General features: G+C 35.3%; 11 protein-coding genes. 5 read left to right on the top strand and 6 right to left on the bottom strand.

The window, feature by feature from the left end; genetic code table 11:
* The first annotated feature begins 1 nt into the window (after position 1).
* Positions 2–865, top strand: coding sequence for an AraC family transcriptional regulator (locus DNC80_RS03900; RefSeq protein WP_182649392.1), 864 nt, complete (start codon positions 2–4; stop codon positions 863–865).
* 228 nt (positions 866–1093) lie between these two features.
* On the opposite strand, the gene purT is transcribed toward DNC80_RS03900, so the two are convergent.
* Positions 1094–2254, bottom strand: coding sequence for a formate-dependent phosphoribosylglycinamide formyltransferase (gene purT, locus DNC80_RS03895; RefSeq protein WP_182649389.1), 1161 nt, complete (start codon positions 2252–2254; stop codon positions 1094–1096).
* A gap of 756 nt (positions 2255–3010) precedes the next feature.
* Here purT and DNC80_RS03890 point away from each other — a divergent pair.
* The 3 genes from DNC80_RS03890 (at position 3011) to DNC80_RS03880 (ending at position 16351) form a co-directional block, all read left to right on the top strand.
* The gene (locus DNC80_RS03890; protein WP_182649387.1) at positions 3011–12871 is read left to right on the top strand and encodes a LamG-like jellyroll fold domain-containing protein; all 9861 of its coding nucleotides are present in this window, start codon (positions 3011–3013) and stop codon (positions 12869–12871) included.
* Between the two features lie 64 nt (positions 12872–12935).
* The gene (locus tag DNC80_RS03885) at positions 12936–15401 is read left to right on the top strand and encodes a cadherin domain-containing protein (protein ID WP_182649385.1); all 2466 of its coding nucleotides are present in this window, start codon (positions 12936–12938) and stop codon (positions 15399–15401) included.
* Positions 15402–15475: 74 nt separating this feature from the next.
* The gene (locus DNC80_RS03880) at positions 15476–16351 is read left to right on the top strand and encodes a PorP/SprF family type IX secretion system membrane protein (RefSeq protein ID WP_182649383.1); all 876 of its coding nucleotides are present in this window, start codon (positions 15476–15478) and stop codon (positions 16349–16351) included.
* Positions 16352–16506: 155 nt separating this feature from the next.
* Here the strand turns inward: DNC80_RS03880 and DNC80_RS03875 are convergent, their stop codons facing one another.
* The 4 genes from DNC80_RS03875 to DNC80_RS03860 form a co-directional block, all read right to left on the bottom strand.
* Positions 16507–18375, bottom strand: a complete 1869-nt coding sequence (locus DNC80_RS03875) for a U32 family peptidase (RefSeq protein WP_182649381.1) — start codon at positions 18373–18375, stop codon at positions 16507–16509.
* A gap of 263 nt (positions 18376–18638) precedes the next feature.
* Complete coding sequence (locus DNC80_RS03870) at positions 18639–19097, bottom strand: PA2169 family four-helix-bundle protein (RefSeq protein WP_182649379.1); 459 nt, start codon at positions 19095–19097, stop codon at positions 18639–18641.
* 221 nt (positions 19098–19318) lie between these two features.
* A complete protein-coding gene (locus DNC80_RS03865; protein WP_144889405.1) occupies positions 19319–20503 on the bottom strand; it encodes a pyridoxal phosphate-dependent aminotransferase in 1185 nt (394 codons plus the stop codon).
* Between the two features lie 52 nt (positions 20504–20555).
* Complete coding sequence (locus DNC80_RS03860; protein WP_144889782.1) at positions 20556–21653, bottom strand: acyl-CoA desaturase; 1098 nt, start codon at positions 21651–21653, stop codon at positions 20556–20558.
* A 105-nt stretch (positions 21654–21758) separates the two neighbouring features.
* On the opposite strand from DNC80_RS03860, the gene rsmG reads away from it, so the two are divergent.
* Complete coding sequence (rsmG, locus tag DNC80_RS03855) at positions 21759–22388, top strand: 16S rRNA (guanine(527)-N(7))-methyltransferase RsmG (RefSeq protein ID WP_182649377.1); 630 nt, start codon at positions 21759–21761, stop codon at positions 22386–22388.
* 136 nt (positions 22389–22524) lie between these two features.
* On the opposite strand, the gene pruA is transcribed toward rsmG, so the two are convergent.
* The gene (gene pruA, locus DNC80_RS03850) at positions 22525–24153 is read right to left on the bottom strand and encodes an L-glutamate gamma-semialdehyde dehydrogenase (protein ID WP_182649375.1); all 1629 of its coding nucleotides are present in this window, start codon (positions 24151–24153) and stop codon (positions 22525–22527) included.
* Between the last annotated feature and the right edge of the window lie 30 nt (positions 24154–24183).

The raw sequence follows: 24183 nt of genomic DNA, 5'->3' as shown, positions 1-24183 counted from the left end.
CATGGCTAAGTATCCCATTTACAATATTCAGCGGTTTAATTGCAATGCAGTCAACAGTAGTTTGTACATCAATACCTTTAAAAATCATTTGGTTACGCACAGTTTCGTAGAGGAACCGCACCGCCATAATTCCTATGTTTTAGTATTTTTTACACAAGGCTCGGGGACGCATGAGATTGATTTTGATGTTTTTGATATTCAGCCCGGAAGTATGTTTTTTATGCAACCTGGACAAATTCACCATTGGCATTTATCCGAAGATGTTGAAGGATATGTTGTTTTTTACTCACAGGAATTTTACAATCTTTACTTTGGACAAAAAGATATTGCCGACTATCCTTTTTATTCTGCTGTGGATAATAAACCCGAGCTTGTTTTGCAAACTACCGAGACATTGGCCATCGTGCCCTATTTTGAAAGACTTATCGAGGAATCAAAGTCTACTCAGCCTTGGCAAAAGGATTATATTTTGAATCTTTTAGACTGCATTCATATTCAAATTGCGCGTAAATACCAGAAATCGAATTTGCATCAAGCACATGCCTACAATGTGAAAATTAAAGCTTTTGAAACCGAATTAGAAAAGCATTACAAAACAGAAAAAGCAGCCTCTTTTTACGCAGCCCAGCTTCACATAACGCTGAAACATTTAAATAGAATTTGTAACGAAAGACTCCAAAAAACCACCACTGAGGTTATCACGGACAGAGTTTTACTCGAAGCCAAGCGCATGTTGTTTGACAAAGATTTTACGGTGAACGAAATCGCTTTACGTTTAGGATATGAAGATTACTCCTATTTTACCCGATTGTTCAAGAAACATACGGGAATAACTCCAAGTAATTTTAAAACCACCAAAAATTAGTTTTTGGTGGAAATGTTTTGTTTTTTCTTTGTTAGTACCACATAAATAATACACAAACTACAAACAGTATTAATGAAATACAAATAATTAGGCTTTACAAAAGTCACTTCAAGGATTAATAATGTACTGTTTATAATGAGCGCGCAACTAGATAGCAAGAGTAGGGTATTTTTAAATTTCATACTGGCAAATATTTAGATTTTTTGTCTAACGTTTTAATGCATGCACTTATGGGTGAACCGTTATTTGTGCTGCCGCTTTCTTCGCTTTTTCTACAACAATGTCAATAGGTGTTTCAATACTATCATTTACTAAAGCTACTCCCATACGTCGATAAGGTCTTGAGGTGGGTTTGCCAAAGATTCTAAAATCAGTTTTGGGTAAAGCAGCAATTTTTTCTATTCCTGTAAAACTTGGATTTTCAGAGTTTTCAGTTGCTAAAATAACGGCACTAGCACCCACTTTTTCTAGGGTGATTTCAAAAATAGGCAAACTTAAAATAGCACGTAAATGCAATTCGAATTCGTTAAAGTTTTGCGTTCCCGCCAAAGTTACCATTCCTGTGTCATGTGGTCTTGGCGATAATTCTGAGAAATAAACACCATCATCCGCCAAGAAAAATTCTACTCCAAAAAGTCCTGCGCCTCCCAAAGCTTCGGTAACTTTCTCCGCCATATCTTGGGCTTCGTATAAGTCTTTGTCAGATATCAGGGCAGGTTGCCAGCTTTCTTGATAATCGCCACGTTCTTGTCTATGACCAATTGGGGCACAAAAAAGCGTAGTATTATTATTTTGCGTGACGGTCAATAATGTAATCTCTGAATTGAATTTTACAAAAGCTTCTACAATTACTTCAACTACATCACCACGAGAACCGTCAACGGCGTATTGCCAAGCTTTTTCGATATCAGATTCTGTTTTGATGGTGGATTGCCCTTTTCCAGACGAAGACATCAATGGTTTTACCACGCATGGCATTCCAACTTCGGCTACTGCTTTTGTCAATTCTTCGGCAGTGGTGGCGTATCGATAGTTGGCAGTTTTGAGTCCTAATTCTTTGGCGGCCAAATCACGTATCGCTTTACGGTTCATCGTAAAGTTGGCTGCTTTTGCTGATGGAACTACGGTAATACCTTGTTTTTCGTAATCATAAAAACGTTCGGTGCGAATGGCTTCTATTTCGGGAACGATAAAATCGGGTTGGTGTTTGGCAACGATGCGGTCTAATGCTTCGCCGTCTAGCATATTGATGACTTCAAAACCATGCGCTACTTGCATAGCAGGGGCATTTTCATAACTGTCTACCGCAATCACAGTTTGCCCGATGCGTTGTGCTGCGATAACAAATTCTTTACCTAATTCGCCTGAGCCGAGGAGTAGTATTTTCATTTTGAAGTGTGTTGTATAGTTGTGGAATATTAGAATAGTAAAAGTAACTAAAAATGTTTTTAACCACAAAGTTCATTACGATTTACGCGAAGAGCTCAAAGACTTTGTGTTGAATTAAAAAAGGTTCATAAAGACTTTATGAAAAAATCTTTGCGAACCTTGCGTAAGCTTTGTGCCCTTTGTGGTTAGTGTCTAATGAAAAAGATCTTCTTCAATTTCGAATTCAGCATCTTTTTCCTAAATCTCCATTTCGCAGGGTTTGCAATTGAATTTGAGTTTGTATTCTAATGTACTGGAGTCGAGGACTTGTATTTTCAATACTTTAAATTATGGATGGAACTAGTGAGTTTTCCAAATTTGCTATGTTTTTTTGTAAGAGGTTTTTGCTATATTTTTTTGTAGAACGATATCAAAACAAAAGATATATGATATAGCCCGTTCGACGCGTCGAACACGCTTACGCCCAGATGTGTAGGAGAGTATTTCAGGTCTTTTTAGGAAACCTTTTATTTTCAATGGTAATCGAATTTTTTACTTTTATTTACTGGTTTTTATCTTTTTTTACCGCAAAAAGCAGTCTATCTCATTGAATTATTAATTTAACTAACTGTTTTTCAATGATATATGTAAAAAAAAATAAATATTTCCGAATGGGCTATAAAAATGTCCGAATGGGCTATCGAAATGTCCGAATGGGCTAGTGGTTTTATTTTTTAACATTTATCTTTGGCAACGATTTGTTAATTTATATTTTATATGAAAAGAAAACTACACGCTACATTCTGGATTCAAAAACGGAATATTTTTATTTTATTATTTCTTTTATTTTCGTTTCTCGGTTTTTCTCAAGAAGCTAATCACATTAGACTTGGGCAAAAAGAATGGGTTGCAGAATACTTTAAAGGAACTTATTGGGATGCCAAGATTGTTGGATCTAATCTTTATTTTTCTGCCCTTATATCAGATGATGAATGTCAGGCAGGGGACAATTATATACAGACATTAGAGATTGAATTAGCAGGGAAACGTTTATTCAAACTGCAACAAGTATATAATGCGGGAACTGATTATAGGTTGACTAATGCTAATGATCCATGTATTGATGAAGAAAAACTGCGTTGGAACATTGTTAGAGATTATCCCTTTTCTTATGATCATTTGGATTATAATGGGAATAATGGTGTTCTTTATTTTACTATTCCATTGCCAGCTGAATTTCTTGTTGGTCCTGTGACACTTGCTGTAAGTGCTACGCATAACGGTACCCATAATTCAACGGCTCCATATACTACTCCAGTATTGCCAACGATGCCAGATTTAAGAATAACTCAAGGCTGTGGTTCAGTAAATTTGGCGTGGAATAAATTATCGATTCCATCAGGTTTAAATGCCTCTGATTTTATCTATGTGATAAGTAAGGATGGAGAAGTGGTTTGGGCATTAGATTCTTCTAAGGTAGGTTATGAAGTAAAAGGTGTTACTGGTGCTGTTAATACTAAAGTAGATTTGAGATGGAAAACTGAAATTATTGATAGTAAGTCAATTGATGGTTCAGCTTATGATCCATTATCCATACCTGCAGAGCTCACGGCAAGTACGAATAGGTGTGATGGAACGGTAGAGTTAAAATGGCAATGGTCACAATCAAGTCCAACTAATTTTGTAGTGTATCGTTCTGACAATCCTTCAACAGGTTTTACACTTGTTTCAAATACAATTTTAGGGTCCAAAAGATCTTATATTGTTTCTGGATTAGATCGTGGAAAAGAATATTATTTTAAAATTGCTGCCAAAGGCGGAAAATGTCCTGATGAAGAAGGAGCAAGTTCTGCGGATGATGTTGTAGGTATTTCTCCTAATGATCCATTGGAACCTATAAATGCTAAAATGAGTTTGGTAACCGGAACTGATTCAGGTGTTAGCTTAACTTGGAATGAAAGACAATGGTTAGCTGTTGATTTTCAAAATGCAACAGACCAAAAATATCGAATCTTGAGAAGAGATTTGAAAAAAGGAAGTGAGACCATTATAGAGCTTCCGATTGGAGATTTGTATCAAAGTCAGATTCAAGGAAAAACTAGAAATGCAACAACAGGATTTGCGCTTAGTTATTTAGACAAAGAAGTGAGTACTTGTGAGTCGTATTCTTATAAAATTTTAGCAATTAATAATTGTAAAACAACTACTCCGGTAGTGTTTACTAAAGCGGATAACACAGATAAATTAAGTGTAACCAATGTAGATTTATCGGCCGTTTTTGCTGCTAAAAACCTAGAAACATCAAAAGGATATTTTGGTAACATCGTTCAATTAGATTGGACTACTGATCAAAATGCTGATTTTGTTGGGAATTACAAAATTTATAGAAGAACACTTAATAGTGTTGTTGTTCCTGAATTGCAAATTACAATAGATAAGAATACTCGCTCTTGGGCTGATACCCGTGCATTAGCGCAAACATTATATGAGTATTATGTTGTAGCTGTTGCTGATTGTGGTTTGGATAAAATAGTGAGTTACGATATTAATTTATTGTCAGGTAAAACCTTTACTCAAGTAGCCTCAATACGAGGCTTAGCTTCAGGTATTGGTTTTAGATTACCTGCAGGAATTGTAACAGGTAATATTAGTTATACTGGCGGTTTTGCAGTACCTAATGTTAAAGTTGTTGCTGAAAAAGACGGGGCTATTACCGGAAATGCTTTATCATTTGATGGAGTAAATCAAACGGTAAAAATTAATCCAGATGCAAGATCAATTAATTACAATACCGCAGGATTTTCTACATCTGTTTGGTTGAAACCTAAAGTGTTAACAGGTATTAAAACTGTCGCAACTCAAGCGGGTGTTTTTACTATTGGAACGAATGGTAGCAAAGTAACTGTAACTATTGGAAGTACTACCATAACCTCTAACGCAAATTTGGTAGTGAACACATATACTAATGTTTTTGCAACTCGAAGCGGTAGTCAATTAACATTGTATATTAATGGTAAAAAAGACAAAGAAGTTGCAATAAGTGGTTCGTTAGTGGCAAGTTCTAGTAGTTCTATTTATTTAGGAAGTAATGGTACGTCTAATTATTTCAATGGAATCTTAGATGAGTTTCGTATCTATAAAACGGCTTTATCTGATGCAGATGTAGAACGTGACTATGGTCGATTGATACAAGCAGAAACTCCAAACATTGTAGGTAACTGGCGATTTGATGAAGGATTTGGTCCTTATGTTTTCGATTCTTCTAAAGAAGGAGGGGCTTATAATAAGATTGATGGCGCATTAATAAATGCAACTTGGAGTAAAGACGTGCCTTCAAAAGTACAATTGGGCTTTGCTGGTTTTAGTGATATTAATGGTAATTATGTAATTGAAGGAATATCGTACAATAGTACCGGAGAGAATTTTAATATTACTCCAACGATTACTTTATCGGGTTCGATTCATGCGTTTTCTCCATCCAATCGAATTTTGTATTTAGGTGAGGGAAGTAGCACCGAAAACAATATTGATTTTATAGATAAATCTTCATTTAATGTTACGGGTTCTGTAGTTTTTAACTTTGATAATGTTGAAGGCACAACCGGTAAAAGTTCCGGTTCAAAAGGGGTTTCTATCTGGATCGATGGAGCACAACAAGCTATGAAAGACGGTAAATTTGTACTAACCGATCAAAATGGTCAATTTGCTTTAAATGTACCAATCGGAAAACATTTTTTAGAGTTTAGAAAAGATGGGCATACGTTTCAAAGTGCAACTTATCCACCTACTGGCACTTATGACTTTCAAGATAATCTTTCAGGGATTGAAGTTTTAGATAATACCAAACATAAATTAGTAGGTCGTGTAGTTGGTGGATTGGTTCAATCTAGAAAAATATTAGGTTTTTTAGGAGATAAAGGTAATCTAAAACCAGAAAATCAAAGTGTCAATAATATTGGTGTAACTACTTTTACACTGACATCTGTAGATACACGTATTAAAAGAAGCGTAGAAACGGATCCAGAAACTGGAGAATTTGAAATTTCATTACCTCCTCAAGAATATGAATTTTCAGATGTATTATACAAAGAGGGCGATGCGACTTTGTTTTTTAAGAAAGATATTCAATCCGTAAAATTAGATGATGAGGATGCGTATACCGGTGTTGAAGTTGAAGCTCCAGTTAAAGTTGGTTCGGCATATGTTAACAAAAAAGCAACATACAATGTAGCGAAAACATTGACTTACCGCAGCACTCCAAGTATGACGGTTAAAAATAGTAAAGCACTTGATTATTTACCAAATACCAAATTAGGAAGCGTTGCCAAAACTCAAATAGGTGAAACTACGGTTAAATTTGTCGATAAATCATCAGGCCTAGAGGTTGCAGTACCAACTGAGGATTTACCTTATCCAATGTTTTTACAAGGAAAAAGTTATCAAACAACCATAAAAGCGGTCGAAGTGTATAGCTATAAAGGAACAAGACCTTTGAAAAATCCAGCAACTGATGAAGTAGCTGTTTTAGATGGTTCCTTAACTGTAAGTAATGGTATTAGTGCCAAAGCCGATCAAGGAGGTGAAGCAGCTTACCAAAAAGCAGACCAATCATGGGAAGTACTTACAGGAAATACACATGAATTTGAATTGCAAGAGGAAGGAAGTGTTAATTATACTTTTGTTGGGGGAGATCCTGATATTATCAAAGGGGCAGGGCCAGAAGATTCCTTTGTAAAATCCATTTCAATGGCATTAAAAACAGGAGATTATACCATTTATTGGCCAGAATCGACTAATGCTACCGGTCTATATAAAGGATATGTTAGTGGTTCTGCAAAATTACCAGGGACTGACTTTGTAACCGAAGCTCCTGTCTCTATACAAACAACACTTAGAATGCCGCCAGGTAGTAAAAGTAGTGTTACAATAGAGAAGGGAAGTACTTTTACGACTGAAACAACAAACAGCACGGTTGCTGGTGGTGATTGGGCGTTTGGAATTGGAGTTGCATTTGAGACTGAAATAAAAGAGCCTCTTTCTGAAACTAGTCTTGCAAAAGCTGAAGGTGCTGTAATAGCTTCAACCTATGGGTCTAAATACCTAGGAGATGAGAAAACAAGTGTGAGTACACAAGCATTTTCCGAGAGTTTTACGATCTCAAGCGAAGACGCTTTTGACAAAGGTGATTTCTTTATTTCAACGGCTAAAAATGTTGAAATAGGTCGTGCTACAAATATTAATTTTCAACTAGCCTCTACTTGTGTCGACTGTAAAGGGCCTAAAGTGAAAGATGGTAACGGTAAGGAATATGTGCTAGATAAAGGAGAAGTTTATTATCAAAAAGAGAAAGGAAAAACAACTTTCTTGTATTCTGAAGATCATATCAAAAATGATATTATCATTAAATTGAAAAATATTAGAAATGCTTATTTTGTAAACAATTCCGATGTCTATTTATCAAAGTTTGATGCGTCAAATCCAAATTATGGATTGAATAATGACGATCCTCGTCTATTAAATTTGCGAAATAACAATGATTATACAAAAGATGATGCAGCTGATGATTCTGGAAATTCATATGTATTCAATCGTTCAAAAGCGCCAAAAGTAAATGGAGTGATCGTTGATAAAGTTCGTTGGTATAACAATCAAATAAGAGCTTGGGAAGAAATTTTGATGAACAATGAAATTGAGAAATATACCGCTATTAATGGTGGTTCACCAGAAAAAAAGAATATCTCAATTAGTTCAGGAATTGCTTATACCAATACATCAACTGTTGAAAGTGAGGAAATTCGTTTAGAATCTTCTGAGATAATGGCAGGTGCATCTATAGATGCTGAGTCAAAATTCTTGTTAGGAACAGGGGTTTTAGTTGGTCCAGCAGTTACTGCGCATGGTGGTGGTGATAAAACTTTTGGCTGGAGTAAAAGTAATTCAGAAGCTAAAGCGGTAACAACTTCTTATACCATTCAGGATAATGATCCTTATAATGTATATAGTTTAAATGTGTATAAAGGGAAAGGGAACGACGGCCCTATTTTTGAAGTGGTTGCAGGACAAACATCTTGTCCTTTTGATAGGGAAAAAGAGTTAGAAGTAACCAAAGCGAATGTGCATTATTTAAGGTATTGGGCAGATAAAATCACTTCAATTGTTGAAGAACAAACTCGCATAATTACATCGAAATATGCTGCAAATGTGCCTTTCGGTTATAATATTAATCCTAAGCCTTGGAATGATCAAAGGGATGAAGAAATTGTAAAGACGACATCTGCACTAATTAGAAAGAAAGACATATATAATACGTTATTCGATTTGTTTAAAAATAACAGCAAACCATTGTTAGGGGCTCGTACGGTTCAAATTCAAAAACCAGGAATGCTGGTAAATGGTAATGATAAAGCTACAATGCGTAACGTACCTTCAAGCAAAGCAGCTGTTTTTGACTTAGAATTAAGAAATGAAACTGAATTGTTGCCAGCTAAACCAAGTGATGCTATAACGTATCAATTGTCAGTTGATCCTGCCTCAAACCCAGATGGATTGGTAGTTTTGTTGAATGGAGAGAATTTAGTACAACCTATTCCGATTTCTATTCCTTTTGGACAAAAAATAAGACAAACCATTACTGTTTTAAGAGGTCCTAAGTTGTACAACTATAAAGATTTGACTTTGATATTTGAATCTCCTTGTGATGGAACTATACAGAAAATGGTTGCAATGGATATCGATTATATTCCAGTTTGTGCCGAAGCTTCTATTGAAAGCCCAGGCAATAAGTGGACAGTAAATTATGATGCGAACAATAAATTAGCCTTGAAAGTGGGTAATTATGACGTAAACTATCAAGGTTTTAAAGGAGTTAAGATTCAGTATAAACGCGCTAATGAGTCAGAAACTAGTTGGAAGCTCTTAGAAATGTATTATCGTGATGCCGATGCTCGTTTGCTTGCGGGTCAAGTAGAAGTAGACAGAAAAGCACCTTTATTAACCGAGCAAGGAGGAAACGATTTTATATATAGTTGGGATGTTTCTAAGTTGAATGACGATTTATACGATGTTCGCATTCAAAGTATTTGTTCGGGAGACGGTCAAGATGTGGTCTATACTTCACCAACGATATCGGGTATTATTGATCGTATCAATCCTTCTTCTTTTGGTGCTCCCCAGCCTTCTGACGGAGTATTATCTTCAGGAGATGAGATCATGATACAATTTAATGAACCTATCAATGCCGGATTATTAAATCCTTTTAATTTTGATATTCGTGGAGTTGTACAAGGCGGTAAATTATCGCACCCTGCTAGTGTATATTTTAATGGTGCCAATGATTATATGGAAATTCCGGAAGGAATTCAGTTAAATCGTCGCTCATTCTCTTTTGACTTTTATGCAAAACGTTCAAGACAAGGTGCAGAAGTATTGATTTCACAAGGTGTTTCAGATGCTCAAGCGTTAACAGTTGGATTTAATGGTGCTAATCAATTTGAAGTAAATTTAGCAGGAATGAAAATAAATTCTACTAAAACAATCCCTGCAGATGATACTTGGGTACATTACGCTTATGCCTATGATGCCTCTATTCAAGAAGCTAAATTGGTTATCAATGGATTATTAGATACAGCTACTCCAGGATTTTCTCCTAATTATGAAGCAGTAGGTAAAATATTGGTTGGTAAAGATGGATTGTCTCAAAAACCTTCTTTTGAAGGAAATATTCATGAATTGCGTTTTTGGGGTAAAGCACTTACTGTGGCGCAAATTAATGTTGCTGCTACAAAAAGATTGAAAAACAATGAGCCTGGTTTATTAGGAAACTGGCCAATGGAAGAAACAGAAGGTGTATTGGCAAAAGATATTGTCAGAGAAAGACATGCTACTATTGTTTCTGGAACTTGGCAAGTTGCTCTAAAAGGAAATGCACTGGCAACAAATGAACTTACAACGCCTACTGTAAAGTCACCTGCTTATTTAGATGTGTCTGATTTTAGTATTGAATTCTGGTTTAAAGGTAACGGAACTACTCGAGCCACTTTGTTATCAAATGGTAAAGGTGATAATACAGATTTAAACACAAATGGATGGTCTGTAAATGTTAACAGTTCAGGATTATTAGAGGTAAGAAATAACAATAATTTGTTTAACGCTTCTACTATTAACTATTTTGATAATCAATGGCATCATTTTGCTTTGGTTGTCAATCGTATGACTAATACAGTTTGTTATATTGATGGGAATCAGCAAAATTCAGCTGAGTCTAAATCATTAGGATTTTCTGGATTTGGTGGTGCAGCCTTGCATCTTGGATCTATGGGATGGGTTGATTCCTTGGGTATAACTCAGCAAGCACAACGTTTTTCGGGAGCGCTTGATGAGGTTCGTGTTTGGCAAGGTGCTCGTACTGCATTGCAAATAAAACGTGATATGCGTTATATGCTAAGTGGAGATGAAGCTGGTTTGGATTTATATTTGCCATTTGACAAATACGAAAATATAGGGGGAATTGAAACACTTAAAGCTTCAAACACATCTGCAGCTACTGGTTTGACTGCTGTTAGAAGTAACGGTGTAGAAGCTAGTATTGTTGGTACAGTTGCGTATATGCAAAACACACCATTAGTGAAATTACCTAGACCTGTTCGAAAAGTTAATTTTAGCTATTCTGCAAATCAAGATAAAATCATCTTGACTACTAGTGATGCCGATGCAGTATTAGAAAATGTTATTTTAGATATTAGCGTTTCAAATGTTCAGGATATTAATGGAAATACGATGCGCGCTCCAGTTACTTGGACAGCTTATGTTGACAAAAATCAAGTGGTTTGGACAGAGTCAGACAAACATTTTGCAATTGAATCTGGTAAAGGATTCACTTTTGAAACAACGGTTAAAAATACGGGTGGAAAATTATTTAATTACTCTATAAACAATTTGCCTTCTTGGTTAACTGCAAGTCCAAGCAGTGGAGTACTATCTCCAGTGAGTTCTAAGTCTATTACATTTACGGTAGACAAGGATGTGAATATTGGGAATTATGTGCAGGACATACTATTAGAAACCGAATTTGGATTTGCTGAAGTATTGAATCTCTCTTTAGATGTCTATAAACCATTACCTGCCGATTGGAAATACACCCCATCTAATTATCAGTACAGTATGAACTTTATAACGCAGTTGAGTATTAATGGAGAGATTTCTAGGGATCCAAATGATCAAGTAGCTGCTTTTGTTGGCGGTGAATGCCGTGGGATAGCAAAACTTAGATACATAGAAGCATTAGATAAATATGAGGCTTATATTAGTGTCTATAGTAATAAAACTTCAGGAGAAGCAATCGAATTTCGAATTTGGAATGCTAGTGATGGACAGGTTCATAGGGATGTAACTCCAACTTATGTTTTCGAGTCAAATGGCGTTGTTGGCACAGCTATTCAACCGTTGATCTTAAAAGCAGTTGATGTACTGGAATACACTTATGATTTGCCTAAAGGATGGACTTGGATTTCCACTCATTTGGATTATAATTATAACCCGAACAAACAATTAACAACGAATGATTTGTTAAAACCACTTAAAGCTGAAAATGGAGATTTAATTCGTTCCATTGATATTTTTGATGGTTATGATACTCAGGCAGGTTGGACTGGAACTATTTCTGCTACAGGAGGAATTAAAAGCGGAAAAGGGTATAAGATATTCTTATCTAATGCAAATCAATTAAAATATAATGGTCTTTTGTTAAAAGGCGATCAAGTAAAAATTGATGTTGTAAAAGGTTGGAACTGGATTGGATATGTTGGTTTTAAAAATACGCCAATCAATCAAGCATTAGCTGGATTTGGAAATGTTAGCGAAGGCGATGTGATAAAAAACCAATACAATTTAGCAATATATACTCAAAATGTGGGATGGGTAGGCGATTTGACAAGCTTGAAACCGGGTGAGGGTTATATGATGAAAACTGCTCAATCAGGAAGTTTCTTCTATCCTAATTTGAGTTACAGTGCTTCGACAAATAAATCAAGTACAAGTAAGGAAATTGTTCAATCCTCAGTTTTACCAGTAAGTTCAAAGTATTCCAATACAATGAATGCAGTGGCTGAGGTTCTGGGAGATAATCAATCAATGAATAACAGATTAAGAGCTTATGTTGGAACTGAATTAAGAGGTGAAACACTTCCTGTCTTTAACCCTCTTACAAAAAAGACTTCTTATTTTGTAACAGTCTATGGTCAATCAAATATCGAAAAAGTTCGATTTGAATTTGTTGATGATAAAGGTTCTGTTGTTGATGTAAATGAAGTTGTAGCTTTTGAAAAAGATGTTGTGTTAGGCGCATTAGCCACACCAACTATTTTAACACTAAAAGGGACTTTTGATGCATCAATAAATTCATTACAAGTTTCACCAAATCCATTTGCAGATCAGCTTAATATAAATTTTTATGTGGGTCACACTGTTTCTAAAATAGTACTTGTCAATGTGCAAGGAAGGATTTTGAAATCAGTAGAAATACCTAAATCTGTGGCTAGTTATACATGGGGTGTAGAACAGATTTCGTCTGGAGTTTATATTCTTTTATTTTATGATGTTGATGGAAATGTTATTGAGTCTCAAAAAGTAATAAAAAAATAAAGTAAAATTAAATTCATACTGCCAGTTATATATTGGCAGTGTGAATTCGTATAAATAATTAAAAATGAAAAAAAATCTACTAGGGGTATTTACTTTATTCATTCTAAGTTTGCCATCGATATATGCACAAGCTCCAGCAACTTGGGTTGTAAATCCAAGCGCATATAATAATTCAATGACTGTTACTGCTGTTTTGAATATGAGTTCTGTAGAATCTCGAGATACACAGGATGTTGTTGCTGCTTTTATTGGTTCTGAAGTAAGAGGTGTTGGGTCAGCTATTACACCTATTGTAGCTTCAAATCGTTACATAGCTTATTTTGTAATTTATAGTAACAATCTCAACGAGTTGGTTACATTCAAGATGTATAATAGAGTTACAAATAAAGTAACGAGCTCAGTTACACTGCCATTAAAGTTTATTGCGGATGGAAATGTAGGAACTTTTGTTAATCCACTTGTAATTAAAGATAATAATGTCCCTACTGATTTGACAATGTCTAATTTGACAATTCAGGAGAACAAACCTACTTCTTCTCTAGTTGGTACTTTAAACGTTGTCGATGAAGATCTTTCTGATACACATGTTTTTACTTTTTTAGATGGTGTTGGTTTTGAAGATAATACAGCTTTCGAAATTCTTAATGGAGCTATTTATGCCAAATCTTCTTTAGATTTCGAAGCCAAAAGTAGTTATACGATCCGTATACAAGCAGAAGATCCTAAAATGGGTAAGATTGTAAAAACCTTTCAGATTGCTGTTGTTGATGATGCTTTACCTACTGTTTTTACCTTGTCTAAAAATGAAACTACCGAAAATTTACCTGTTAATTCTGTTATAGGTGATTTTAATGTAGCCAAAGAAAATAGAAATGTATTCGATTTAACCTTGGTTTCGGGAAGTGGTGGAGATGACAATGCTTCGTTCGAAATTGTAAATAATCAATTACGCAACAAAGCGATTTTTGATTTTGAAACAAAATCCATATATAAAATTAGAGCTCAAGCTACAAATGCTCAAAACGATGTCCTTCTTCAAACCTTTGAAATTACCGTTAAGGATGATAATTTACCAACAGTTTTCGCTTTGTCAAAAGTAGTTATTGACGAAAATAAACCCGTTGGGAGTATAGTAGGAGATTTCACTGTTGTAAAAGAAGATCGTTCTGTATTTGCTCTTTCATTAATTGATGGAGCTGGAGCAGAAGATAATGCATCCTTTGAAATTATAGCCAACGCATTAAAAGTAAAAAGTATTTTCGATTTTGAAGCTAAAAGCGCTTACAGAATCCGTGTTAAAGCGGTTAGTACAAGAGGTGATATTTTAGAACAAACCTTTGAAATCAACGTTAAGGATGATAATTTACCAACAGTTTTCAGCTTGTCTAAAGATAATATTGACGAGAATTTAGTAGTTGGTACTATCATTGGTGATTTTAATGTTGTCAAAGAAAATAGAAATAATTTTAAACTTTCATTGAGTGATGGAGTTGGAGGAGAAGATAACACTTCATTTGAATTGGTTGGTAGTGCTTTGAAATCTAAATTAATTTATGATTTTGAGGATAAAAAATCTTTTCGTCTTCGTATCAAAGCTGAAAACACAATTGGAGATGTGTTGTATGCTAATTTCGTAATACACATTAATGATGTCAATGATGCTCCGGTTTTAATTACCTCTACTAATTATAGTATTAAGGAGGACTTTGAAATTGGCGGTGTAGTTGCAGTTCTTACTACTAAAGATCAAGATCCAGATGTTGCTAAGTATAGTTTTTTAAATACCGGATCGGATTACAAATATTTTCAAATTTCGGGTAATGAGTTATTGTTAAAGCAACGACTAGATTATGAAACTCAAAAGAGTTTTCAATTTGATTTAGTTAGTAATGACGGAAGAGGCGGCGAGGTTACTCAAACCTTACTTTTCACTGTTGTTGATGTTAATGAGAATCCTGTTATTCTGAATGCTAATGCAAACAATCTTATAGCATTTTCGGTATCTGAATTAGATCCAAAAGATACTATCGTTGGTAAAATTGAAATTACAGATCAAGATAAGGCTAATAGCCATACTTATAAAATTGTTTCAGATGAGAAATTGCCTTTTGCTATCGATGCTAATGGTGTTGTCACTTTAGTCGGAGCAGTTGATTATGAGAAAAAATCAAAATATTCTTTTCAAGTAGTTGTTACAGATAATGGAACGCCACAATTAAATGACGCGGTCAATGTTGAAATTGAAATAAAAGATGAAATAGAAGCTAAATTAGCCTTCAACAACTTTGTAAGCCCAAATAACGATGGTAAAAACGACTTCCTAGTAATTGAAAACATTCAACTTTACAAAGACTATAATTTATCGATTTACAACGTAAGAGGTCAACTTGTGTTTAGCGTAGTTCAATATAAAAATAACTGGTCTGGAGAGGGACTTTCACAAGGAGAATACTACTTGTACTTCATTGGAAAAAATAGTAATAATGAAGAGTTTATTTATAAAGAAGTTATCAATTTAGTCGTTAATTAAGTGTTTTCCTAAAAACACTTTGTTAATACTACAGGAAATCTTTTGGTTTTATGTTAATATAATAATAATTACAAATGAAAAATATATTCAAATTCAATATTGCATTGGTTATTGGTGTATTGTTTTTTACAATTACAACTAAGGCCCAATATCAATTAAATAATAGAATGGTTCAACAGAATAAATTCGGTATAAACCCTGCCTATGCTGGTGAATATGGTAAAACTCGAATAGCATTGATTGGAAGTTATACCCCTACGAAATTAGAAAACGCAAATAATTATCTATGGCAACAAGCTACATTAGAGATTCCTTTGAAAGATAATTTATCAACAGGAACTACTTTTTCAAATATTTCTCAAGGTAACTTTTCTCAAATGCAAATTAAACAAGCTTTTGCTTACAAAGTTAAATTTTCTGAGAAGCAAAACTTATCAGTGGGCTTTAGCTTTGGATTGAATAGGGAGTCTTTAAACTATAAAAATGGATTTAATCCAAATGAATATGTAGATTTAAGTGATCCCTATTTAAATAAAGATAATTATACTGAAAATGATTTAGGATTAGAAATTGGCGCAGTGTACCGATATGATAATTTTCAAATTTCATTATCTATGCCAGCCGTAGTACAACAAAATGGAAATTATAGGGGAGTCACTGCTTATACGGCTTATAAATTTGTATTAAATGAAGAATGGGATGTTTCTCCATCTGTTTTAATGCTGCAGACTGAAAATGAGCAGTACGAATTTACTTCAACCGTTGGTGCTAATTATTTAGATAAATTTTGGCTTCAAGTTGGTTACACAGATATAAGTCAGTTTGTTATGGGTGTTGGGTTTAAAGTTAAAGGATTAGGTCTCTTTTATAATGTTTCGGTGCCGTTTGATAACAAGTACGGTGGGATGGTAGGCAGTACTAATCAGTTTGGAATGTTCTTTAATTTATAGACTCAATTTTTTGAATTGTAAAGATTTGACATCTTTTCTGGAAGTTGTCAAATCCTTTAGTTATTCATTTTTTTAAGTATTTTAGCGCAAGCAATACAAACAATTGGATATAAAAAAACCGATGCCTTTTTTTAATAAAGCATCGGTTTTGTATTTTAATGAAAATGATCTTCTTCAATTTCGAATTCAGCATCTTTTTCCCAAATCTCCATTTCGCAGGGTTTGCAATTGAATTTGAGTTTGTATTCTAATTCGCCTTGTTTCAGTACCAAAGGTTCTTTTACCTTCTTGTCCATATTTTCACGATGGTATTTTGGGCAACGTTCTAATTCGTATTTTATACAATATTTCGTGGTCATCACACGTGATTTTCCAGGATCCCATTGCAATTCAAAGGCTTTCTCGATTTCGGTAACGCCGTGACGTTCGTAGAATTTACGCGCCAGTTTGTTTGAAACATTGTACATAAAATCCAATTTGGTTTCCGGATAAGGATGCGATGTTTTAACCAATTGGTGTTCCTCAACTTTGTAATTAGCCAAACGAATTTCCGACAGTTGTTCGTAAACCGTTCTTCGCATTTCGTTGATTTTGGATATTGGTAGGAACCAATTTTCAGAAAATGCAATTGTAATTTCATCGGCTGTGTAGGGCGTGAAACCTGTTTTTGCCAAGTTAATTTTGAAGTTTTCTTCAATTGACTCGTTGTTCTTGGTTTTTTCTTTTGGGTGTGCCAATTGAACCTTGCTCACATTACCATCTTCGTCAGTAGCTTTTAATTCAAAGCCATTTTCTGTTTCGGATAAGTGCAAAGTGGTACTTATTTTACGAACCGCACTGTCTTCTCGTTCTACAATTTTGATAAAAGCTGCGTCGTTGTTACGGTAAATAAAAGTGCCCTCTTTTAGTTCTTTTAATACATTTGGGTAAGCCAAGCCGTTTTCGACTTTGTTTACATAAATTCCGTCAGCCTCGTTGTTCTCATTGATGTAACACAAACCGTCGCCGTTGTTGAGTAATTCGCCATTTTCTATTTCGTAAGCGTTACCCACAGTACGAATTAGTTTCCCGATATACTGCCCTTTTGATTTTGGACTTTCCCAAGAACCGATAGATTGATGTCTTTCGTTTACAAAATAATCGGTGTATCCACGATTGAAACTTTTGTTCAAAGCAGAGTCAAAAGTAAAAGTACATTTTCCAGAAGAAGCTTTGGTGTAGTTTTCATTCCCTTCCAAGAAAGCATCTAATTTTTGACGTAAATAAGAAACGTTATTTTTTACGTACACGATATCTTTTAAACGCCCTTCGATTTTAAAGGACATTACGCCGGCTTCTACAAGATTTGGAATTTGATCCGAAACGTCAAAATCCTTTATCGAAAGTAAGTGACTGTTCTTGATTAAAGTGTCGCCATTACCATCAATTAAGTTGTACGGCAAACGGCAGTTTTGTGCGCAGGAACCGCGGTTAGCCGAACGCTCGCCATTGGCCACACTCATATAACAGTTTCCGCTGAATGACACGCAAAGTGCACCGGTTACAAAAAATTCTAATTCCACATCAGCTGTATCAGCGATTTCTTTGATTTGGTGTAGGTTCAATTCACGAGCCAAAACGACGCGTTTCATTCCGGCTTCTTTTAAGAATTTAATCTTATGAGGGTCACGGTTGTTGGCTTGCGTACTCGCGTGTAGCACGATAGGAGGCAAGTCCATTTCCATGATGGCCATATCTTGCACAATTAAAGCATCAACTTTAATATCATACAATTGCCAAATCATCTGACGGCAAGTTTCTAGCTCGTTATCATACAAGATCGTGTTGATTACCACAAAAACTTGTGCATTAAAAAGGTGCGCATACTCCACCAAAGCAGCCACATCTTCGATAGAGTTGGTGGCATTAGAACGGGCTCCAAATTGTGGTGCACCAATATAAACGGCATCAGCCCCACTATTGATAGCTGCCATACCATGAATTAAATCTTTGGCAGGTGCTAGAATTTCTATTTTTTTCTTCATCGATTTGATGATAAATTAGTTGTTTTTTAACACTTTAGTTTTTTTGGTGGTTCCAAAAAAAAAGTGAGCAAAGGTCTAATAAATAATTCAAGATTTCTAATGAATAGGTGATTTTTTAGAAATAAAAGAAGTACTCCATTCGGATTTAAATTGTCCTACTACAAAAGAGCTATTTTAGAATAGAATATGAAATTTTTGATACTAAATAAAAAACCACTTTGCGATAGAACAAAGTGGTTTTAACATCGAAATTTGGATGGTGTTTAGTGTGCTTTTTTGGCTTTAATTTCAGTCAAAGTGTGTTGAATGCTTTTTAATTGCTTAGCAATTATGTCAATTTGTGTAGCTTCAAGATTATTTTCTTCTAATACTTTTTGGTATCTCATAACTGCAGCTTGATCTCCTGTGATGCAAGCATTTAAAATTGCATCAGAGTCACCTGCTGTAAGAGATGATTTAATGTCAATCCAAGTACGATGTAAGGTCCCTAAAAGTCCACCGCCAGCTGTATCAGTAGATTTTCCAAGTTTATTAATTTCATCTTGCATGGCTACAATAAAGAGGTCTCGTTCTCGTGCATACCCTAGTAAATCGGTTTTTACAGCATGATTGTCTACATGTTCTGCTGCATTTGTGTAGCCTAGCTTTCCGTCTTCTAGAATCGAAATAAGTCCTTCAAATGTATCGATGGCTTCTTTTCTGGTTTCATCTGTGTGTGTCATAGCAAATATTGTTAGTTAATAATTACTTGAAAGTTGGCGCTATTGGCTTGATAAATTGTTACAGAATTAAAGCTAATGTTTGTGACTTTTTTGTTATCGAAATCGACTCTGTTACTATTGATTTACTGTTGTTTATAATAGCTTCATTACTGTAAAGTATAAAAAAATGCCCCAAGAAATAAATCTTGAGGCATTGTGTTTTAAATATTTAAATACTAGTTTTATGCGACTGCTTCTTTAATGCGACGCAATGCTTCTTTTAATAATTCTTCGCTAGTAGCGTAAGAGAAACGAATGCAGTTTGGATTCCCAAAGGCGTCACCAGTTACAGTAGCTACATTAGCTTCGCTTAAAAGGTACATAGAAAAATCATTGGCATCTTTGATAAAAGTTCCTTTAAGTGTTTTTCCAAAGAACGATGAAACGTCTGGAAATACATAAAAAGCACCTTCTGGAACGTTGATTTTGATTCCTGGAATGTCTCTCAGTAATCCTACAACTAAGTCTCTACGGCTGTGGAAAGCATCTACCATGTGTTTTAAAACACTTGGGTCAGCATCAACAGCAGTAATTGTAGCGCGTTGTGCTATAGAATTGGCTCCTGAGGTTACTTGTCCTTGGATTTTTGTACACGCTTTTGCAATGAATTCTGGAGCGCCAATGTATCCAATTCTCCAACCTGTCATGGCAAAAGCTTTGGCTACACCATTTACAGTAATGGTTCTTTCTAGCATTCCTGGGATGGAAGCGATGCTGCAAAAAGTACCCGAGAAATTGATGTGTTCGTAAATTTCATCTGCAACTACATATACGTGAGGGTATTTTTCTAATACAGCAGCAAGCGCTGTTAATTCCTCACGGCTGTAAACAGATCCTGATGGGTTACATGGTGAGGAGAACCACATCATTTTTGTTTTCGGTGTAATGGCTGCTTCTAATTGTGCAGGTGTTATTTTGAAATCTGTTTCTACAGATGTAGGAACTTCAACAGGAACACCTCCTGATAATTTTACAATTTCGAAATACGAAACCCAATACGGTGCTGGTAAAATTACTTCGTCACCATCATTTAGCATTACTTGGGCAATGTTGTACAACGATTGTTTCGCTCCGGTAGAAACCACAATTTGTGTGGGTTTATAGTCTAAATTATTATCTCTTTTAAACTTTCGGCAAATGGCTTCTTTCAGTTCAAGGTAACCTTCAACAGGAGAATAGGTGCTGTAATTTTCATCAATAGCGCGTTTTGCTGCTTCTTTGATAAAATCAGGCGTATTAAAATCAGGTTCACCAAGGCTTAAACTGATGATGTCTTTGCCTTGTGCTTTTAATTCTCTGGCTAAAGCCGCCATGGCTAAGGTTTGTGAAGTAGATAAATTATTTATTCTATCGGATAATGGATTCATTTGTATTAAGTTGTAGTTAGTTTTAATATGTTACTAGCCCATAAGGGCTTTTTTATGCGGTTAATGCTGGATTTTGTCCTAAATCTTTTAAATGTTTGAAATGAGCAATCACGGCACTTCTCATCGTTTTATATTCGTAGTATGGTAGGTTGCATTCTGCAGCAGTTTCTTTTACAATTTTTGCAATTTTACCGTAATGCACGTGGCTTATATTTGGGAAAATATGGTGCTCAATTTGGTGGTTTAATCCGCCAGTGTACCAGTTTACAATTGCGTTTTTTGGTGCAAAATTAGTAGTGGTAAACAATTGGTGAATGGCCCAAGTATTGTCCATTTCGCCTAATTCGTTTGGTGTAGGGTTTGTAGTTTCTTCTACTACGTGCGCCAATTGAAAGACAACACTCAAGATCAAACCAGCAGTATAGTGCATTACAAAAAATCCTATTAGTACTTTCCACCAAGTGATCCCAATTACGATTGGTAATACAATCCAAATAGCAACATAAATAACTTTGGTAATAATTAGCGTTGTCCAAAGTATTTTTGGGCTCTTAGCTTCTCCGTAAGATAATTTTCTTTTTAAGTAGTTACGCATTTGCTTAAAATCGGTAGTAATCGCCCAATTGAAAGTCAATAAACCGTACAAGAAAATAGAGTAGTATTGTTGAAAACGGTGAAAGTTGTACCACTTGGCTTCTTTGGTAAAACGAATAACACGACCAGCATCAAGATCTTCATCATGTCCCGGAATATTGGTGTAGGTATGGTGCAAAACATTGTGTTGAACTTGCCAGTTGTACACATTACCGGCTAGTACGTATATCGTTCCGCCCATGAATTTGTTAACCCATGATTTGTTTGAATATGATCCGTGATTTCCATCATGCATCACATTCATTCCAACACCTGCCATACCAATTCCCATGACGATTGTCAATAATAAGTGCGCCCAAAATGGCATACCAAGGGTTAGAATTAAAAAGTAAGGTGCTAGAAAAACAGAAAATAAAATAATCGTTTTCAGGTATAATTGCCAGTTGCCTGTTTTTTGAATGTTGTTCTCTTTGAAGTAGTTGTTAACCCGAGAGTTAAGTGTTCTAAAAAATTTTAGGCTATCTTGCTTAGCAAAAGTAGGGGCATTGTTATTCATATAATGAGGATAAGGTTCAAAGGTAATTATTAAAAATTTTTTGGTATACAAATTTGAGATAAATATTTTAACCATAAAGTATTACTTTTGTTAAAAAAATAATAGATGGACGAGATTCTAAAGTATTTTCCTAATTTAAGTGATCTTCAGAAGGAACAGTTCGAAAAGCTCGATTTTTTATACCACGAATGGAACGAAAAAATCAATGTGATTTCGAGAAAAGATATTGATTCTTTATATACCAAACATATTTTACATTCACTTGGAATTGCTAAAATAATGAAATTTGAACCTGGAACGTACGTTTTAGATGTGGGAACTGGCGGTGGATTTCCAGGAATTCCATTGGCGATTCTTTTTCCCGAAACGCGTTTTTATTTGATTGATGTTATTGCCAAGAAAATAAAAGTGGTTCAGGCTGTTGCCGAAGGTTTAGAGTTGAAAAATGTAAAAGCAGAGCAAATACGTGCTGAGAATGTAAAAGGTGATTTCGATTTTATTGTGAGTCGCGCGGTAACCAATATGCCTGATTTTGTGTCTTGGGTAAAAACCAAAATCAAAAAGAACAACAAACACGAATTGAAAAACGGAATCCTCTACCTAAAAGGAGGCGACTTAACCGAAGAGTTAAAAGATTTCCCAAAGGCTACCGAGTACAACTTAGCTGATTTTTTTGAGGATGAGTTTTTTGAGACTAAGAAAGTGGTACACTTGCCGTTGAAGTTTACGGTATAGTCTAAAGGTCGAAAGTCATAAAGTCTAAAGAAAGAATTAGATAAAAAAAAGCCGAATCTAAATTTTTAGATTCGGCTTTTTGGTATTTGCTAAAATGCTTAAAAGACTTTTGACTTTAAAACTTTAGGACTAAAAACTACTCTCCTAAAAATGGGTATCTGTAATCAACCGGCGTTACAAAAGTTTCTTTGATAGTTCTTGCAGAGGTCCATCTCAATAAATTTTGCATAGATCCTGCTTTATCATTAGTTCCTGATCCTCTTGCCCCACCAAACGGTTGCATCCCTACAATAGCTCCTGTTGGCTTATCATTGATGTAGAAATTTCCAGCTGCGTTTTGTAATTTTACAGTAGCTTCTTCAATAGCATAACGATCTTGACTGAAAACAGCTCCTGTCAAAGCGTACTCTGATGTAGTGTCTACTAATTCCAATGTTTCTGCCCATTTAGCATCTTCGTAAACGTAAATAGTTACGACTGGTCCGAATAATTCGGTTTCCATTGTAGCATATTTTGGATTGGTAGTTAGAATCACTGTTGGCTCTATAAAGTATCCTTTTGATTTGTCATAATTTCCACCGATAATTACCTCTGCATCAGTATCAGCTTTGGCTTGGTCAATGGCTTTGGCCAATTTATCAAATGAACCTTCAGAGATTACCGCAGTGATAAAGTTGCTCATATCTTGTGGCGATCCCATTTTCATTGATTTCAAATCAGCTTCTAGTTCATCTTGTACAGCTGGCCATAAACTTTGTGGAATGTATACGCGTGAAGCAGCGCTACATTTTTGACCTTGATATTCAAAAGCACCACGTGCTATACCTGTACTAACTTGTTTTGAGTGAGCAGATGGGTGTGCAATGATGAAATCTTTACCACCAGTTTCACCTACAATACGTGGATATGTTTTGTATTTGCTGATATTAGTACCAATTTTTGCCCAAATATCATTGAACACCCCAGTAGATCCTGTAAAGTGAACTCCAGCTAAATCACGGCTAGCCAATAAGGTTTCGGTGATCATTCCTGAGTCTCCCATTACCATATTGATAACACCATTTGGTAAACCTGCTTCTTTGAAAATTTGCATCAATAAATTAGCAGAATAAACTTGAGTAGCCGCAGGTTTCCAAACCACAACGTTACCCATTAAGGCAGCACTTGTAGGTAAGTTTCCAGCAATTGCTGTAAAGTTAAAAGGAGTAATGGCATATACAAATCCTTCAAGAGGTCTGTATTCAACTCGGTTCCACATGTCTGAGGTTGACTTGGGTTGCTCGTTGTAAATTTGTGTCATGTACTGTACGTTGAAACGTAAAAAGTCAATTAATTCACAAGCCGCATCAATTTCTGCTTGGTAAATTGTTTTAGACTGCGCAATCATAGTAGCTGCGTTAATCTTAGCTCTGTATGGTCCTGCTAGTAACTCGGCTGCTTTTAAGAAAATTCCAGCGCGTTGTTCCCAAGCCATTTTAGCCCAGTCTTCTTTAGCTTCAAGTGCTGTTGAAATTGCAGCTTCTATATGTTTTTTTTCGGCTTGGTGATATACCCCTACAATATGCTGGTGGTCGTGAGGTGCAGACATTTTTTTAATGTCTCCAGTTCTAACTTCTTCGTTTCCTATATAAAGAGGAACGTCTACTGTAGCGTTCCACATTTCGGCATATGCTGCTGAAACTGCTGCTCTCTCAGGTGAGTTTGGTGCATAACTTTTTACAGGTTCGTTTACTGCGTTGGGTACGTGAAAAAATCCTTTTAACATATTAATGTTTTTATTGGGTTAAAAATAGTG

The sequence above is a fragment of the Flavobacterium sp. SOK18b genome, from assembly GCF_014156605.1.
Taxonomy (GTDB): Bacteria; Bacteroidota; Bacteroidia; order Flavobacteriales; family Flavobacteriaceae; genus Flavobacterium; species Flavobacterium tiangeerense.
This window is presented reverse-complemented; position numbering and strand designations above follow the sequence as displayed.

What these genes read in the sequence shown, in the direction of transcription:
- DNC80_RS03865 (WP_144889405.1), bottom strand. Translation starts at nt 20,503, where the DNA reads ATGAATCCATTATCCGATAGAATAAATAATTTATCTACTTCACAAACC.
- purT (WP_182649389.1), bottom strand. Translation starts at nt 2,254, where the DNA reads ATGAAAATACTACTCCTCGGCTCAGGCGAATTAGGTAAAGAATTTGTT.
- DNC80_RS03900 (WP_182649392.1), top strand. Translation starts at nt 2, where the DNA reads ATGGCTAAGTATCCCATTTACAATATTCAGCGGTTTAATTGCAATGCA.
- DNC80_RS03880 (WP_182649383.1), top strand. Translation starts at nt 15,476, where the DNA reads ATGAAAAATATATTCAAATTCAATATTGCATTGGTTATTGGTGTATTG.
- DNC80_RS03890 (WP_182649387.1), top strand. Translation starts at nt 3,011, where the DNA reads ATGAAAAGAAAACTACACGCTACATTCTGGATTCAAAAACGGAATATT.
- DNC80_RS03875 (WP_182649381.1), bottom strand. Translation starts at nt 18,375, where the DNA reads ATGAAGAAAAAAATAGAAATTCTAGCACCTGCCAAAGATTTAATTCAT.
- DNC80_RS03885 (WP_182649385.1), top strand. Translation starts at nt 12,936, where the DNA reads ATGAAAAAAAATCTACTAGGGGTATTTACTTTATTCATTCTAAGTTTG.
- DNC80_RS03870 (WP_182649379.1), bottom strand. Translation starts at nt 19,097, where the DNA reads ATGACACACACAGATGAAACCAGAAAAGAAGCCATCGATACATTTGAA.
- rsmG (WP_182649377.1), top strand. Translation starts at nt 21,759, where the DNA reads ATGGACGAGATTCTAAAGTATTTTCCTAATTTAAGTGATCTTCAGAAG.
- DNC80_RS03860 (WP_144889782.1), bottom strand. Translation starts at nt 21,653, where the DNA reads ATGAATAACAATGCCCCTACTTTTGCTAAGCAAGATAGCCTAAAATTT.
- pruA (WP_182649375.1), bottom strand. Translation starts at nt 24,153, where the DNA reads ATGTTAAAAGGATTTTTTCACGTACCCAACGCAGTAAACGAACCTGTA.